This is a genomic window from Kitasatospora sp. NBC_00240, assembly GCF_026342405.1.
Lineage (GTDB): Bacteria > Actinomycetota > Actinomycetes > Streptomycetales > Streptomycetaceae > Kitasatospora.
The window spans coordinates 4,157,355-4,171,390 of the sequence record NZ_JAPEMU010000001.1 but is presented as its reverse complement, the minus strand read 5'-3'; the positions used below and the strand labels follow the sequence as shown (position 1 = coordinate 4,171,390).

Here is a 14,036-nt window from a genome sequence, read left to right as displayed (position 1 = left end):
CCGCAGGCGCAGACCGCTGGTTCGCAGGTCGTCTCGCGCTCCGGCGGTGGAATCGCAATCGGGAGCGGGGAACCCAAGCGCCGCACGGATCGTTGCTGCTCACGCGGGTTGATCGAACGATTGTGCTCACAGGCAACTGCTGTTACGAGTGAGTAGAAGCCCCGCCCCGCCTCAAGTGGCCGCGTAGTGTAGCACGGGGTGTCCAGACCCCTGTGACGGGCCTCACGAAGGGCGCCTCGGACGGTGCTGGATACTTTCGGATATGAGCACCACGGAGCGTCCTCGCATCCTCATTGTCGGCGGTGGTTACGTCGGCCTGTATGCCGCGATGCGCATCCTCAAGAAGATGCGCTACGGGGAGGCGACCGTCACGGTCGTCGACCCGCGGTCGTACATGACGTACCTGCCCTTCCTCCCCGAGGCGGCCGGCGGCAACGTCGCGCCTCGCAACCTCGTCGCGCCGCTGCGCAGCGCCCTCAAGAACGCGGAGGTGCTCACCGGTCACGTGACCGGTGTGGACCACGCGCGCAAGGTCGCCACCATCGCGCCGCCGGCCGGCGGGACCTACGAGCTGCCCTTCGACTACCTCGTCGTGGCCACCGGCTCGGTCTCCCGTACCTTCCCGATCCCCGGCCTGGCCGAGCACGGCATCGGCATGAAGACGGTCGAAGAGGCGATCAGCCTCCGGAACCACGTCATGGCGCAGCTGGACAAGGCCGAGTCCACCACGGACCCGGACGTCCGTCGCAAGGCCCTCACCTTCGTGGTCATCGGCGGCGGCTTCGCCGGCGTCGAGACCATCGCCGAGGTCGAGGACATGGCGCGGGACGCGGCGAAGATCTACAAGACCGTCAGCCGCGACGACATGCGCTTCATCCTGGTGGAGGCGGCCAACCGCATCCTCCCGGAGATGGGCCCGGACCTCGGTCTGTGGACCAAGGAGAAGCTCGAAGAGCGCAACATCGAGATCTACATCGAGACCTCGATGGACTCCTGCGTCGACCAGCACGTCGTGCTGAAGAACGGCGTCGAGGCCGACGCCTCCACCATCGTGTGGACGGCCGGCGTCAAGCCCAACCCGATCCTGAACAACTTCGGCCTGCCGCTCGGCCCCCGTGGCCACGTCGACACCGCGCCGACCCTTCAGGTCCAGGGCTTCGACTACGTCTGGGCCGCCGGCGACAACGCCCAGGTGCCGGACCTCGCCGTCGGCGAGGGCGCCTGGTGCCCGCCGAACGCGCAGCACGCCGTCCGTCAGGCGATCGTCCTCGGTGACAACGTGATCTCGGGCATGCGGGGCTTCCCGCAGGCCACGTACAAGCACAAGAACCTCGGTGCGGTGGCCGGTCTCGGCCTGCACAAGGGCGTGGCGATCCTCTTCGGCAAGTACAAGCTGAAGGGCCGTCCGGCCTGGTGGTTCCACCGCCTGTACCACGGCAGCCGGGTACCGACCATGAACCGCAAGGTCCGGGTCTTCACCGACTGGACCCTCGCGATGTTCCTCAAGCGCGAGACCGTCGGCCTCGCCGAGATGGAGAAGCCGTTCGAGGCCTTCCAGGAGGCGACCGCGCCGGCCCCCAAGCCGGTCGAGGCCAAGCCCGTCGAGAAGGAACTCGCCACCAGCAAGTAACGACCCGGCCCGGGTGTGGGAGCGCCCGGGTATGTGTCGGAGGCCCTCCGCCCGGCAGTGTCGCCGGACCACGACCTCCGTGGTGCTCAGCCGGCCGTGCGACCGGGCGGAGTACAGCAGTAGCGAGACGGACCGATGTGAGAAGGACCCCGCCGCCCCTCCCTCAGGGGCCATGGCGGGGTCCTTCTCGCATGTCCGCCGCCCGGACGCCGTGGGGCGCCGCGCGGTGGCGGGCGGCCCGGAGCCCGGACGTCCCGAGGTGTTGCGGGCCCGGCGGCTCGCAGGCCCGGGCGCGTGCCCCGGTACGAACGGGGAGGACCCCGCCCGGCCCCTCCAGGGGCCGGACGAGGTCCTCCGCGTCGCGCTGTCCGGTGCTCGGGCGGCTCCCCGCCCCGCCCGGCTCAGTCGGTCTTGATGCTGTCCAGGATGTCCAGCTTGGACGCCCGGCGGGCCGGCCAGAACGCCGCCACCAGGCCGACCAGCCCGGCCAGCGCCAGGAAGAGCGCCATCCGGTCGTACGGGACGACCGTGGTCAGCCCGGCGATGTTGGACTTCAGGGTGCCGTTGACCGCCCAGGCCATGAAGCAGCCGAGCAGGACACCCACCAGGGCGCCGAAGACCGAGATCACCACGGACTCCAGACGGACCATCCGCTTGATGCCGGTGCGGTCCAGGCCGATCGCCCGCAGCATCCCGATCTCGCGCTTGCGCTCGAAGACCGACATGGCCAGCGTGTTGATGACACCCAGGATCGCGACGATCACGGACATCGCCAGCAGGCCGTACATCATGTTCAGCGCGAAGGTGATGATCTGGCTGAACTGGTCCCGGACGTCCTGCTTGGTCTTCACCTCGATCACCGGGTTGGAGCCGGTGGAGTCCTTCAGGGCCTGCTTCAGCGAACCGCTCTCGCCGCCCGCCCCCTTCACCAGCACATCGGTGATGTACGGGTCCGGGTCGTGCTTGGCGATCTCGGCGTTGTCCAGGACCACCGGGCTGAGCATCTCGTTCTTCTCGAAGACGCCGCCGACCTTGTAGGTGCCCTTGGTGTCGTCCGGCCAGGTCACCGCGACGCTGCTGCCGGGCACCAGGGCCTTGCTCTTGGCGACGTCGGAGTCCACCAGGATCTCGCCCTTGCCGAGGCCCGCACCGGAGCCGGCGGTGAAGGTCAGCGACAGCAGCTGGTCGGCGCTCCCGGCGTCGATGCCGGTGATCGCCCTGGTGCGGTCGTCGAGCTGCCAGTAGACCGCGGTCAGCGCCGACGAGGCGGTCACCCCGGAGGTCTTCGCGATCTCCGCCGGGACCTGCGGGGACAGTGCCATGCCGTTGGCCATGGCGACGTTGTAGTCCGCCTTCATCGCGCTGGTGACGGCCTTGTCGACCGCTCCGCCGACCGAGGCACCGAGCACGGTCAGGGCGCTGACCAGGGTCAGGCCGATGGTGAGGGCCGCCGCGGTGGCGGCGGTGCGGCGCGGGTTGCGCACCGCGTTCTGCCGCGCCAGCTTGCCGGGGGTGCCGAACAGCTTGCCGAGCACCGGCCCGACCAGCGCGATCACGGGGCGGGACAGCAGCGGCAGCAGGACGAAGACACCGATCAGCGCGAGCGCGGCGCCGACGCCGACCGGGACCCGGCCGGAGTCGTTGCCGGTGGAGGCGCCGTAGGCCACCAGGGCCAGGCCGCCGCCGGCCAGGACCGAGCCGATCGCGTTGCGGATCACCAGGCTCTTCTGGGTGCTGGGCTGGTCGCCGCTGCTCATCGCGGCCACCGGGGCGATCCGCGCGGCCCGGACGGCCGGCAGCAGCGCGGAGAGCACCGTCACCAGGACGCCGACCAGCAGTGCCACCGCGATCGTGAGGGGCGCGATCACCAGCGGGCCCGAGGGCATCCCGGTGCCGATGGCACCGATCAGCACCTGCATGCCGGCACCGATCCCGATGCCGGCGACCAGGCCGGCCACCGAGGAGACGGCGCCGATCACCAGCGCCTCGACCAGCACCGAGCGGGTGACCTGCCTGCGGCTGGCGCCGACCGCGCGCAGCAGGGCCAGCTCCTTGGTGCGCTGGGCGATCAGCATGGTGAAGGTGTTGGCGATGATGAAGATGCCGACGAAGAGCGAGATCGCGGCGAAGACCAGCAGCATGGTCTTCATGCCGTCGGTGCCGGAGGCGATCATCTTCGCCTGCTCGTCCTTCAGCTCCTGGCCGGTCTCGACCCGGAACCGGTCGCCGTCGGCCGGGATCGTCGGGCGGACCGCGTCCACCAGCGCCGTCTCGGCGGTGCCGGGCTTGGCCGTCACCACGATGCTGCTGTACTGACCGGGGGTCACCAGCAGCTGCTGGGCGGTGGCGCGGTCGAAGAGGGTCAGGGTGCCGCCGGAGACGACCTGGGGGTCGTCGGTGGTGAAGATGCCGGTCAGGGTGGCGTCCACGACCGGGCCGTTGGTGGCCACCCGGACGGTGTCGCCGACCTTGTAGCCGCCCTTGTCGGCCGTCCCCCGGTCGAGGGCGACCTCCTTGGCCGCCTTCGGGCCGCGGCCCTCGGCGATCGGGTAGCGGCTGTCCTTGCCGTCCGCGCCGGGGGCGTAGTTGGCGCCGCTCGCGTTCCAGGCCTGGCCGATCAGGTTGCCCTTCTTGTCGGCCACGCCGGTGAAGCCGTCGACCACGCCGCGGGCGGCGGCGGCGCCGGGCAGCGCGGCGATCTGCTGGAGGGTGGCGTCGGTCAGCGCGGCCGTACCGCGCTCGCTCTTCTCCCGGGCGCGGGCCTCGTTGCCGGCGGCGGAGTCGGTGACCCGGACGGAGATGTCCGAGAAGCTCTTGGCGTAGCTGTTGGACATGGCCTTGCCGAACGTGTCGGAGAAGACCATGGTGCCGGCCACGAAGGCCGTGCCCAGCATGACGGCCAGCGCCGTCATCAGCAGGCGGCCCTTGTGGGCCAGCACGTTGCGCAGTGCGGTGCGATACATGGATGCGTCCAGGGTGAAGGAGTCGGTACGGGCGGCCGGGGGCGGTGGTCCGCCGGCCCGTCAGCTCGTACGGCCCTTGGCGTCGAACCGGCGCATCCGGTCCAGCACGCTGTCGGCGGTCGGGGAGAGCAGCTCGTCGACGATCCGGCCGTCGGCGAGGAAGACCACGCGGTCGGCGTAGGCGGCGGCCACCGGGTCGTGAGTGACCATCACCACGGTCTGGCCCAGCTCACGAACCGAGTTGCGCAGGAAGGAGAGGATCTCCGCGCCGGAGCGGGAGTCGAGGTTTCCGGTGGGCTCGTCGGCGAAGATGATGTCGGGCTTGCTCGCCAGGGCGCGGGCGCAGGCGACCCGCTGCTGCTGGCCGCCCGAGAGCTGGGAGGGGCGGTGCGAGAGGCGATCGGAGAGGCCGACCGTATCGACCACGCGGTCCAGCCACTGCTGGTCGGCCTTCCGGCCGGCGATGTCCATCGGGAGGGTGATGTTCTCCAGCGCGGTCAGCGTCGGCAGCAGGTTGAAGGCCTGGAAGATGAAGCCGATGTGGTCGCGGCGCAGCTGGGTCAGCTGCTTGTCCTTCAGGCCGACCAGCTCGGTGTCGCCGATCATCGAGGAGCCGGAGGAGACGGTGTCCAGCCCGGCCATGCAGTGCATCAGGGTGGACTTGCCGGATCCGGACGGGCCCATGATCGCGGTGTACTCGCCCTGCGGGAAGACGACGCTGACGTTGTCGAGCGCGACCACCCTGGTCTCGCCCTCCCCGTAGACCTTGTTGAGGCCGGTGGCGCGGGCGGCCGCCTGGCCGGTGCGGACGGCGGTTGCGGTCGTCGTGGTCACGGGGAACTCCTTGGGGAACGAGGGGGTGGTGGGAGGGCAGGGCACGGGCCCGGGCCGTACCTCCATGGTCCTTCACGTGATCATGGTTCTACGTCGATCCGGGGAACGGTTGGCCCTACCGCCGCTGGGCGTACTTCCAGGTCGGCCGCCTCATCCTGCGGTATGACACGGACCCTGAGGACGGCCGCTGGCCGGATCACTCGCCTGCCGTGGCCGGATCGCGAACAGTTCGTCAGATGGCAAGGAAACATGACAAATTCCCTGGCTGCGAACATGCGAAAGAGGGATCTGGACGACTAGGCTCAGGGCGTGGCCCGCACGGTGCGGAGCGGTTCACGCCCGGATGGTGGAACGCAGACACGGGCAGCTTAAAACTGCTTGGCCGCGAGGCCGTGCCGGTTCGAGTCCGGCTCCGGGCACCACACTCGGATCGCGGGGGGCGTCCGGCGCCGGCCCCCCGCGACGCCCCGCGGATTTCCTCCTGGAGGCGTACCCACCAGACTTTGCCAAGCCATTACCCTTGACCTGTGGGCAGCGCCGTGCCGCCCCGGAGGGAATGAGCATGAGAAGCAGCAACCCGGTCTTCTCGCGGGAGGGGTCCTTCACCCGCGACTCCGGATACGCGGGTTTCGGCACCACGCAGCAGGCGCCGCAGGCCGGCGGCCAGCACGCCGGCAGCCCTTACGCCGGCAACCCTTACGCCAACAACCCCTACGGCAACAACCCGTACGCCCAGCAGCAGCCGCAGCAGGCCTACGGCCAGCCCCCGCTGACCGACGACCAGCTGGCCCAGATGTACCAGGCCCCCTCGGCCGGCCCGCTGGCCACCGGGCGGATGACGCTGGACGACGTGGTCGCCCGGACGGCCATGACGCTGCTCACCCTCGTCGCGGCCGGCGCCGTGGCGTGGTTCGTGCTGCCGACCGCCAACTACGGCTTCGCGATCGCCGCCGCCTTCGCGGCCTTCGTGGTCGGCATGGTCATCACCTTCCGGCGCAGCGTCAGCCCGCCGCTGATCCTGGCCTACGCCGGCCTGGAGGGCTTCTTCCTCGGCGCCATCACCAAGGTGTTCAACACCGTCTGGCCGGGCATCGCCATCCAGGCCGTGCTGGGCACGGCGGTGGTCTTCGCCGCGATGCTGGTCGCCTACAAGAGCGGTCGGATCCGGGTCACCCCCCGCTACACGCGGATCGGCCTGACCATCGCGATGGCCTTCGTCGGCCTGCTGCTGATCAACATGATCGCCTCGTTCCTCGGCGCGGACATGGGTCTGCGCTCCGGACCGCTCGGGATCGCGGTCGGCCTGATCGGCATCGCCCTCGGCGCGTTCTTCCTGTCGCTGGACTTCGCCGAGATCGAGGAGGCCATCCGGCGGGGCGCGCCCCAGCAGGAAGCCTGGCGGGCGGCCTTCGGGCTCACCCTGTCACTCGTGTGGATCTACATCGAGATGCTGCGCCTGATCGCGATCCTGCGCGGCGACGACTAGGCCTTGCCGGACAGGGCCTGGCACCGCCCGGCGGGGCGCGACCCCCGCCGTGCCCCCGGGCCGGCCGCCTGACGGCCGGCCCGGACACCGACGGACCCCGGAGCCCACGCTCCGGGGTCCGTCGGCGTACAGGGGCCTGCGGGGCGCCGCTAGGCTCGCGGTATGCCCGAACCGACACTCCTGATCGAAGCCGTCGACCGCCTGGCGGATCGTTTCCGCGCGATGCCGCAGAGCCGGCTGCTCGCCGCCGTCCCGGGGCACGTCTCCCGGGCGACGGCCGGGCTGGCACTGGCCCGGACGCTGGCGGCCGTCGCGCAGGCGCTGGAGGGCCGGCAGCCGCAGCCCTTCCCGGACGCCGGGGCGTTCGCGGCGGGCGACCAGCTGGCGGTCGCCGGGCACGATCTCGCGGCCGCGGTGGCCGTCGCCGGGGGCGACCCGGTGGTGCTGCCGGTGTCGCTCGGGGCCCTGCCGGCCGGCGGGCCGGCCGACCCCGCCGCGGTGCTGGGCGAGGCCCTCGCGGCCGTCGCCGCCACCGCCGGGCTCTGCGCCTGAGTCCGAATGTCCGCGCCCGGCGCCCGGGCGCGCGGCCGATCGCCGAGCCGCACCCGGGGGCGGGGTGGGGGCGGGGTGGGCGCGGGCCGCGGCCCCGACGGGTCGGCGCCCGGAACGCACCGGCGCCCGGGCGGGCACCGGGCGCCCGGAACGGCAGAAGGCCGGGCCGAGGCGTAACCCCGAGACCCGGCCGGCCTTCTGGTACCGCGTCAGATGCTGGCGACCACCCGGTCGGCCAGGACGTAGACCGTCTCCTCGTCGGTGGAGAAGGTCAGCGAGTACGAGCCGGAGAAGCGGGAGCCGCCCAGCAGCCGGACGTCCTCGCCGGCCCGCACGGCGTCGATCAGCCGGTAGGCCGCCTCGCGGTCGCCGGGGGCCACGCAGAGGGTGGTGCCGTCGGCGAAGCCGTACACGTCCAGGGTGCCGAGCGGGCCGGGCCGGACGTCGGTGAGGGCGACACCCTCGTCGGCGAGGGCGGTCAGCCGGGTGTCGGTCCACTCGCGGGACGGTGCCTGGCTGGGTACGAAGTCCGGGTGGGAGGGGTGCCGGCGCGGGTCCGGGGCGGTGGCCGGCTCGGCCTCGACGGCGGGCTCGGTGTCGAGCAGCCCGGCCTCCAGGCCGGTGGCCAGCAGATCGGCCTCCCGGCGGGCCTTGGCGTCGCCGCCGGCCTCACCGGCCGCGATCCCGGCCGGGTGGCCGGGGTGGCTCGGGTGGCCGGGGCGCATCGCGGCGCCGCCCGCCGCCGTGCCGCCGGCGTCGCCCTCGTTGATGAGCTCCTCCAGTGCGGAGCGCAGGGCCTCGCCGAATTCCGGGTCCATGGTGCCCGCGTTGTCGGCGGCCTCCAGCGGGCCGGTGGGACGCGGGAAGAACAGCGGCCACTCGCCGCCGGCGCCGCCCGGGGTGTCGAACAGCGGCGCGTCCTCGGCCGCGCGGGCCTCCTGCTCGGCCCAGAACGCCCGGGCCTCGGTGATCTCCCGCTCGCGGTCGGCGGCCAGCGCCTCGGTGACGGCCCGGCGTATCGCGGCCTCGTCGACGGGGGTTTCGGCGGTGGCGGTGGAACGTGCGGCCAGGTGGCGGGAGATGCCGCGGAGATGGATCAGCACGGAGGTCGACACGGCGATGAGGATCAACAGCAGAACGGTGTAGACGGCGCTCACGGAACGTACTCCTAGGGAGGAGTGGAACGGGGTTACGCCTCCACACTGCCGCATGGGAGCGAGTTACTGCAGAGGCAGATGTCCGATATGTCCGTGACTTTCGTACTTGTCCTCAAATTGTTAGGTAACGCCGTTCTACGCAGCGGAGTTGATCCACTTCGGAGTGTCGATTTTCGGATCGGATCGGAGCAGATCGAGGGCCGGATCACGGTCAGAATGTGATCCGGCCCTCAATTACTCTGCGTCATGGCGAATGGGTGAACCACCCGGCCCCGCAGGGGTGTTTCTCAGCTGAGGCGCTCGATGACCATGGCCATGCCCTGGCCGCCGCCGACGCACATGGTCTCCAGACCGAACTGCTTGTCGTGCCACTGGAGCGAGTTGATCAGCGTGGTGGTGAGGCGGGCGCCGGTCATGCCGAAGGGGTGGCCGACGGCGATCGCGCCGCCGTTGACGTTGAGGCGGTCGATGTCGACGCCCAGGTCGCGGTAGGAGGGGATGACCTGGGCGGCGAAGGCCTCGTTGATCTCGACCAGGTCGATGTCGCCGATGGTCAGGCCGGCCCGGCGCAGGGCCTGCCGGGAGGCCTCGACCGGGCCGTAGCCCATGATCTCGGGGGACAGAGCGCTGACGCCGGTGGAGACCACCCGGGCGAGCGGGGTGATGCCCAGCTCGCGGGCCTTGGTGTCGGACATGATCACCAGGGCGGCGGCGCCGTCGTTGAGCGGGCAGCAGTTGCCGGCGGTCACGGTGCCGTCGGGGCGGAAGACCGGCTTGAGGCCGGAGACGGCGTCCAGGGTGACGCCGGCGCGCGGGCCGTCGTCGGTGGAGACGACGGTGCCGTCGGGGGTGGTGACCGGGGTGATCTCGCGGGCCCAGAAGCCGGAGGCGATGGCGGCCTCGGCGAGGTTCTGCGAGCGGACGCCGAACTCGTCCTGGTCGGCGCGGGTGATGCCCTTGAGGGCGGCGAGGTTCTCGGCGGTCTGGCCCATCGCGATGTAGGCGTCGGGGACCAGGCCGTCGGCGCGCGGGTCGTGCCACTCGCCGCCGCCCTCCTCCGCGCGCCTGGCGGTCCGGGCCAGCGCGTCGTCGAAGAAGGGGTTGAGGGTGCCGGGGATGCCGTCGGAGGTGCCGTTGACGCTGCGCGAGACGGTCTCGACACCGGCGGAGATGAAGACGTCGCCCTCGCCCGCCTTGATGGCGTGCAGTGCCATCCGGGTGGTCTGCAGGGAGGACGAGCAGTAGCGGGTGATGGTGGCGCCGGGCAGGTAGTCCATGCCCATCTGGACGGCCACGATGCGGGCCAGGTTGTGGCCCTGCTCGCCGCCGGGCAGGCCGCAGCCGAGCATCAGGTCGTCGATGTCGCGGGGGTCCAGCTGGGGCACCTTGGCCAGCGCGGTGGCGATGATGTGGGCGGTCAGGTCGTCCGGGCGGACGTCCTTGAGCGAGCCCTTGAACGCCCGGCCGATCGGCGAACGGGCTGCGCTGACGATGACGGCTTCGGGCATGACGGGCTCCTCGTTGAGTGACCTTCGGCTACCTGGTGTCCGGGCGGCCGGCCGGGCCGGGGTGGACACCCGGGAGGAAAGTTACCGCTTAGTAGCTCAGGCGTCACCTGCCCTCACGTGTGAGTTGGCCGACGCCGTACCCGCCTCCCGGGGTGGGGTCGCCGCGGGCTGCCCGTCCGGCCCGGCCGGGGCGGACCCGCCCGGCTCCGGCGCGTCCTGCTCCGGCCCGTCCGGCGCCCCCGCGGGCGCCCCCGCGGGCGCGCCCGGGTCCGGCAGGCCGAGCCGCAGCCGGTGCCGGATCAGGGCCCAGCGCCGGGCGCCGCCGTCCGGTCCGACCGCCTCGACCTCGGCGCCGGACTGCCCGGCCGCCGCCGCGGCGGCGACCGCCACCGGCAGCACCGCCTCGCCCTCCAGCGGTCCGTCCTCGCCCGGTCCGTCCTCCACCGGCCACAGGTCCACGGCGGCGCAGAGCGAGGGCAGCATCGCCATCGCCGCGGTCGCGTACCCCTGCGCCGAGGGGTGGTAGCGGTCGGAGGCGAACATCTCCGGGCGGGCGGCGAACTCGGGGCCGAGCAGCGAGCCCAGCGAGACGGTCCGCCCGCCGGCCTGCACCACCGCGATGGTCTGCGCCGCCGCCAGCTGCCGGCTGAGCCGCCGGGCCACCCAGCGCAGCGGGGGCCGGACGGGCTTGATCGTCCCCAGGTCCGGGCAGGTGCCGACCACCACCTGGCAGCCGGCCGCCTGCAGCATCTCGACCGCCTCGCCGAGCTGGCGCACGCACTGCGCGGCCGGACTGTGCCGGGTCACGTCGTTGGCGCCCACCATGATCACCGCGAGGTCGGGGCGGTGCGGCAGCGCCAGCTCGGCCTGCCGGGCCAGGTCCGCGGAGCGGGCGCCGGACTTCGCCACGTTCAGCAGTCGCACCCGCCGCTCGGCCACCGACGCCAGCCCGGCCGCCAGCAGCGCGCCGGGCGTCTCCCGCCCGCGGAGCACGCCGAGGCCGGCGGCCGTCGAGTCGCCGAGGAAGGCCAGGGTGAGCGGGGGGACGTCCCCGCCGGGTTCGGCGAAGGCCTCCCCGTACACCCCGTCGGCCTTGGGCGGGTCGCCGTCCAGGATCCCGACGGCCCGGACCGCCAGCTTGCTCTCGGTCAGGAGGATTCCGACCAGTCCCACCCCGAGCAGACCGAGCCCGCCCCCGCCGTACGCCGCCGCCGTGGCGATCCGCCGGGCCACCCGGGCCCGCGACTGTGTCGCGCCTGGCATCCGGTCCCCCCTTCGCGTCCTTGCGTCGCCCCCGACGGGGCCGTTCCAGTGTCTGTGTACCCCTGGTACCCGTCCTGGCGGCGCGCTATCGGTGAGCGTGGGCCATCCGTGGCCATAGTCTTTGAAGTACCGAAATCTTGCAGGGCCACAGACCGGGAGGACCCCCGTGCGGTACCACAACTCGATCATCGATCTGGTCGGCAACACGCCACTGGTCAAGCTGAACAAGGTCACCGACGGGATCAGCGCGACGGTGCTGGCGAAGGTCGAGTACTTCAACCCCGGCGGTTCGGTCAAGGACCGGATCGCGATGCGCATGATCGAGGCCGCCGAGGCCTCCGGCGCGCTCAAGCCCGGCGGGACGATCGTCGAGCCGACCTCCGGCAACACCGGTGTGGGTCTGGCGATCGTGGCGCAGCAGAAGGGCTACCACTGCATCTTCGTCTGTCCGGACAAGGTCTCCACCGACAAGATCAACACCCTCCGCGCGTACGGCGCCGAGGTCGTGGTCTGCCCGACCGCCGTCGCGCCGGAGCACCCGGACTCGTACTACAACGTCTCCGACCGCCTGGTCCGGGAGACCCCGAACGCCTGGAAGCCGGACCAGTACTCCAACCCCGACAACCCGGCCTCCCACTACTACTCCACCGGCCCCGAGCTGTGGGAGCAGACCGACGGGAAGATCACCCACTTCGTGGCGGGCGTCGGCACCGGCGGCACCATCTCCGGCACCGGCAACTACCTGAAGGAGGCGTCCGGCGGCAAGGTCAAGGTGATCGGCGCCGACCCGGAGGGCTCCGTCTACTCGGGTGGCACCGGCCGGCCGTACCTGGTCGAGGGCGTCGGTGAGGACTTCTGGCCGACCGCCTACGACCGCAGCGTCGCCGACGGGATCGTGGCGGTCTCCGACAAGGACTCCTTCCAGATGACCCGCCGCCTGGCCAAGGAGGAGGGCCTGCTGGTCGGCGGCTCCTGCGGGATGGCCGTGGTGGCCGCGCTGGAGGTCGCCCGCGGGCTCGGCCCGGACGACGTGGTCGTGGTGCTGCTGCCGGACGGCGGCCGTGGCTACCTCTCCAAGATCTTCAACGACGACTGGATGGCCGACTACGGCTTCCTGCCGTCCGCCACCGACGAGGCGTCCATCGGCGAGGTGCTGGCCCGCAAGGACGCCATCGAGCACGAGGGCATCCCGCAGTTCGTCCACATGCACCCCAGCGAGACGGTCGCCGAGGCCGTCCGGGTGCTCCAGGAGTACGGCGTCTCGCAGATGCCGGTGGTCTCCCCGGGCGCCGGGCACCCGGACATCATGGCGGGCGAGGTGATCGGCTCGGTGGCGGAGAAGCTGCTGCTGGAGGGTCTCTTCGCGAAGGAGATCGACCTCGGCGACAAGCTGGAGAAGGTCATGTCCAAGCCGCTGCCGGTGGTCGGCTCGGGCGAGACGGTGACCAGCCTGATGACGGTGCTGGAGAAGGCCGACGCGGCCGTGGTGCTGGTGGAGGGCAAGCCGCAGGGCATCGTCACCCGCCAGGACCTGCTGGGCTTCCTCACCAGCCGCACCGCGCACTGAGCCCTGCCGCCGTGTGCCGATCCGCCGTGCGATGTGCACCGTGCGGCTCGCGCCCCGGCGGACCGCCGCCCCGCTCCCGACCGGCCCGCCCTGTCGGCCCGCTGATCCGGGATCAGGGGCGGCGGTCCGCCGGGGCCGTGAAACTTCGTCCACCCCGTGAAGTGGTACACCGGCGTCACCTGCGCGCAGCATCCGGTTAACAACGGTCGGGCATCGTATTGGTCAACGGCAAGATGCCGAAGCGAGATGACAGCAACCGCCGGGAGCGGCTCCCCGGCAACCGCGGTCATCTGGGACACGTCGGTCGGCCCTGACCCGGCCCGCCGTGTCTGCCCGTGGGGGACGCCGTCGTCCCGCCCCTGTCCGGTACTGCCGGATCAACAGGGTGCGGCGGCTCCCACGGCACCCAACCGCGCCGAAAGGCGCGTCTCCGCGGCTCCCGGGTGGGGGAGCCCCGGCGGAGGCGAGACGGCCGGTCCCTCTTCGGAGGGGCCGGCCTTCCCGTGTTCCGGGACGGGTGCGCCGCCCGCGCCCGCGCGGCCCGGTGTTCCCGTAACCTCGCACGCATGACCAGCACTGAACTGACCGGCCAGGACGCCCCGCGCTACGTCCGGCTCAGCATCGAGCTCATCGCGGAGATCACCGATGAGCAGGCCCTGAAGACCGCCGCCCTGGCCCAGGTGGAGAATGACGAGTACCTCGACGACGAGGAGCGGACGCAGTCCGTCGAGGCCATCGAGGTGGACCCGTCGGGTTCGCTCGCCCACTTCATCGACCCGGTCGCGCTGCTCGGCGACATCCCCGGGGTCGAGCTCGCCTCGGCCACCTGGGAGTCCGTGCAGACCGAGTTCGACCCGGAGGGGGAGGGCTGGGACGAGTACACGGTGGAGGAGCCCGCGTCCTCGGAGTGACTCCGGACACGCTTCGCCGCAGCGGGAAAGCCGCTGAGCTGCTGTGACGACCGCCCGGCCTGTGACTGCACAGGTCGGGCGGTTTGTCCATGTTTGGCATGAAGATAAGTGTTCTCATACGATCTCTTCCCGTTGGCGGTGCAACCGCGGAAGGACAGAACGCCT

The 14,036-nt window shown here is 71.8% G+C and carries 10 protein-coding genes and 1 tRNA gene; 6 read left to right on the top strand and 5 right to left on the bottom strand.

All coding sequences use genetic code 11. From position 1 onward, the window contains the following. Window positions 1-262: 262 nt before the first annotated feature. Complete coding sequence (locus OG689_RS17545) at window positions 263-1,630, top strand: NAD(P)/FAD-dependent oxidoreductase (protein ID WP_266321460.1); 1,368 nt, start codon at window positions 263-265, stop codon at window positions 1,628-1,630. A gap of 401 nt (window positions 1,631-2,031) precedes the next feature. Here the strand turns inward: OG689_RS17545 and OG689_RS17540 are convergent, their stop codons facing one another. Together OG689_RS17540 and OG689_RS17535 are read right to left on the bottom strand one after the other, a co-directional pair. Continuing rightward, the gene (locus tag OG689_RS17540) at window positions 2,032-4,593 is read right to left on the bottom strand and encodes an FtsX-like permease family protein (protein WP_266321459.1); all 2,562 of its coding nucleotides are present in this window, start codon (window positions 4,591-4,593) and stop codon (window positions 2,032-2,034) included. 60 nt (window positions 4,594-4,653) lie between these two features. Further along, window positions 4,654-5,427, bottom strand: coding sequence for an ABC transporter ATP-binding protein (locus tag OG689_RS17535; RefSeq protein WP_266321458.1), 774 nt, complete (start codon window positions 5,425-5,427; stop codon window positions 4,654-4,656). A 337-nt stretch (window positions 5,428-5,764) separates the two neighbouring features. On the opposite strand from OG689_RS17535, the gene OG689_RS17530 reads away from it, so the two are divergent. The 3 genes from OG689_RS17530 (at window position 5,765) to OG689_RS17520 (ending at window position 7,465) form a co-directional block, all read left to right on the top strand. Further along, a tRNA-Leu gene (locus tag OG689_RS17530) sits at window positions 5,765-5,849 on the top strand. A gap of 140 nt (window positions 5,850-5,989) precedes the next feature. After that, the gene (locus OG689_RS17525; protein ID WP_266321456.1) at window positions 5,990-6,913 is read left to right on the top strand and encodes a Bax inhibitor-1/YccA family protein; all 924 of its coding nucleotides are present in this window, start codon (window positions 5,990-5,992) and stop codon (window positions 6,911-6,913) included. A gap of 162 nt (window positions 6,914-7,075) precedes the next feature. After that, window positions 7,076-7,465 (top strand): hypothetical protein, encoded by a 390-nt coding sequence (locus OG689_RS17520; RefSeq protein ID WP_266321455.1) that lies wholly within the window; start codon window positions 7,076-7,078, stop codon window positions 7,463-7,465. Between the two features lie 209 nt (window positions 7,466-7,674). On the opposite strand, the gene OG689_RS17515 is transcribed toward OG689_RS17520, so the two are convergent. The 3 genes from OG689_RS17515 to OG689_RS17505 all read right to left on the bottom strand — a co-directional run bounded on the left by OG689_RS17515 (window position 7,675) and on the right by OG689_RS17505 (window position 11,393). Next, complete coding sequence (locus OG689_RS17515) at window positions 7,675-8,622, bottom strand: hypothetical protein (protein WP_266321454.1); 948 nt, start codon at window positions 8,620-8,622, stop codon at window positions 7,675-7,677. Between the two features lie 287 nt (window positions 8,623-8,909). Beyond that, window positions 8,910-10,130 carry an acetyl-CoA C-acetyltransferase gene (locus OG689_RS17510; protein ID WP_266321453.1) on the bottom strand — a complete coding sequence of 407 codons (1,221 nt, stop codon included), beginning with the start codon at window positions 10,128-10,130 and terminating at the stop codon, window positions 8,910-8,912. A 96-nt stretch (window positions 10,131-10,226) separates the two neighbouring features. After that, entirely contained in the window at window positions 10,227-11,393 is a 1,167-nt protein-coding gene (locus tag OG689_RS17505; RefSeq protein ID WP_266321452.1) for an SGNH/GDSL hydrolase family protein, read from the bottom strand. 166 nt (window positions 11,394-11,559) lie between these two features. On the opposite strand from OG689_RS17505, the gene OG689_RS17500 reads away from it, so the two are divergent. Both OG689_RS17500 and OG689_RS17495 read left to right on the top strand, forming a co-directional pair. Further along, the gene (locus OG689_RS17500) at window positions 11,560-12,960 is read left to right on the top strand and encodes a cystathionine beta-synthase (protein WP_266321450.1); all 1,401 of its coding nucleotides are present in this window, start codon (window positions 11,560-11,562) and stop codon (window positions 12,958-12,960) included. A 566-nt stretch (window positions 12,961-13,526) separates the two neighbouring features. Then, on the top strand, window positions 13,527-13,871 hold the full coding sequence (locus OG689_RS17495) for a hypothetical protein (RefSeq protein WP_266321449.1): 345 nt from the start codon (window positions 13,527-13,529) through the stop codon (window positions 13,869-13,871). Window positions 13,872-14,036: the final 165 nt, after the last annotated feature.

Bases quoted from the DNA above. Each gene is read 5' to 3' on its own strand.
- OG689_RS17545 (WP_266321460.1), top strand. From the start codon at position 263: ATGAGCACCACGGAGCGTCCTCGCATCCTCATTGTCGGCGGTGGTTAC.
- OG689_RS17540 (WP_266321459.1), bottom strand. From the start codon at position 4,593: ATGTATCGCACCGCACTGCGCAACGTGCTGGCCCACAAGGGCCGCCTG.
- OG689_RS17525 (WP_266321456.1), top strand. From the start codon at position 5,990: ATGAGAAGCAGCAACCCGGTCTTCTCGCGGGAGGGGTCCTTCACCCGC.
- OG689_RS17520 (WP_266321455.1), top strand. From the start codon at position 7,076: ATGCCCGAACCGACACTCCTGATCGAAGCCGTCGACCGCCTGGCGGAT.
- OG689_RS17510 (WP_266321453.1), bottom strand. From the start codon at position 10,130: ATGCCCGAAGCCGTCATCGTCAGCGCAGCCCGTTCGCCGATCGGCCGG.
- OG689_RS17505 (WP_266321452.1), bottom strand. From the start codon at position 11,393: ATGCCAGGCGCGACACAGTCGCGGGCCCGGGTGGCCCGGCGGATCGCC.
- OG689_RS17495 (WP_266321449.1), top strand. From the start codon at position 13,527: ATGACCAGCACTGAACTGACCGGCCAGGACGCCCCGCGCTACGTCCGG.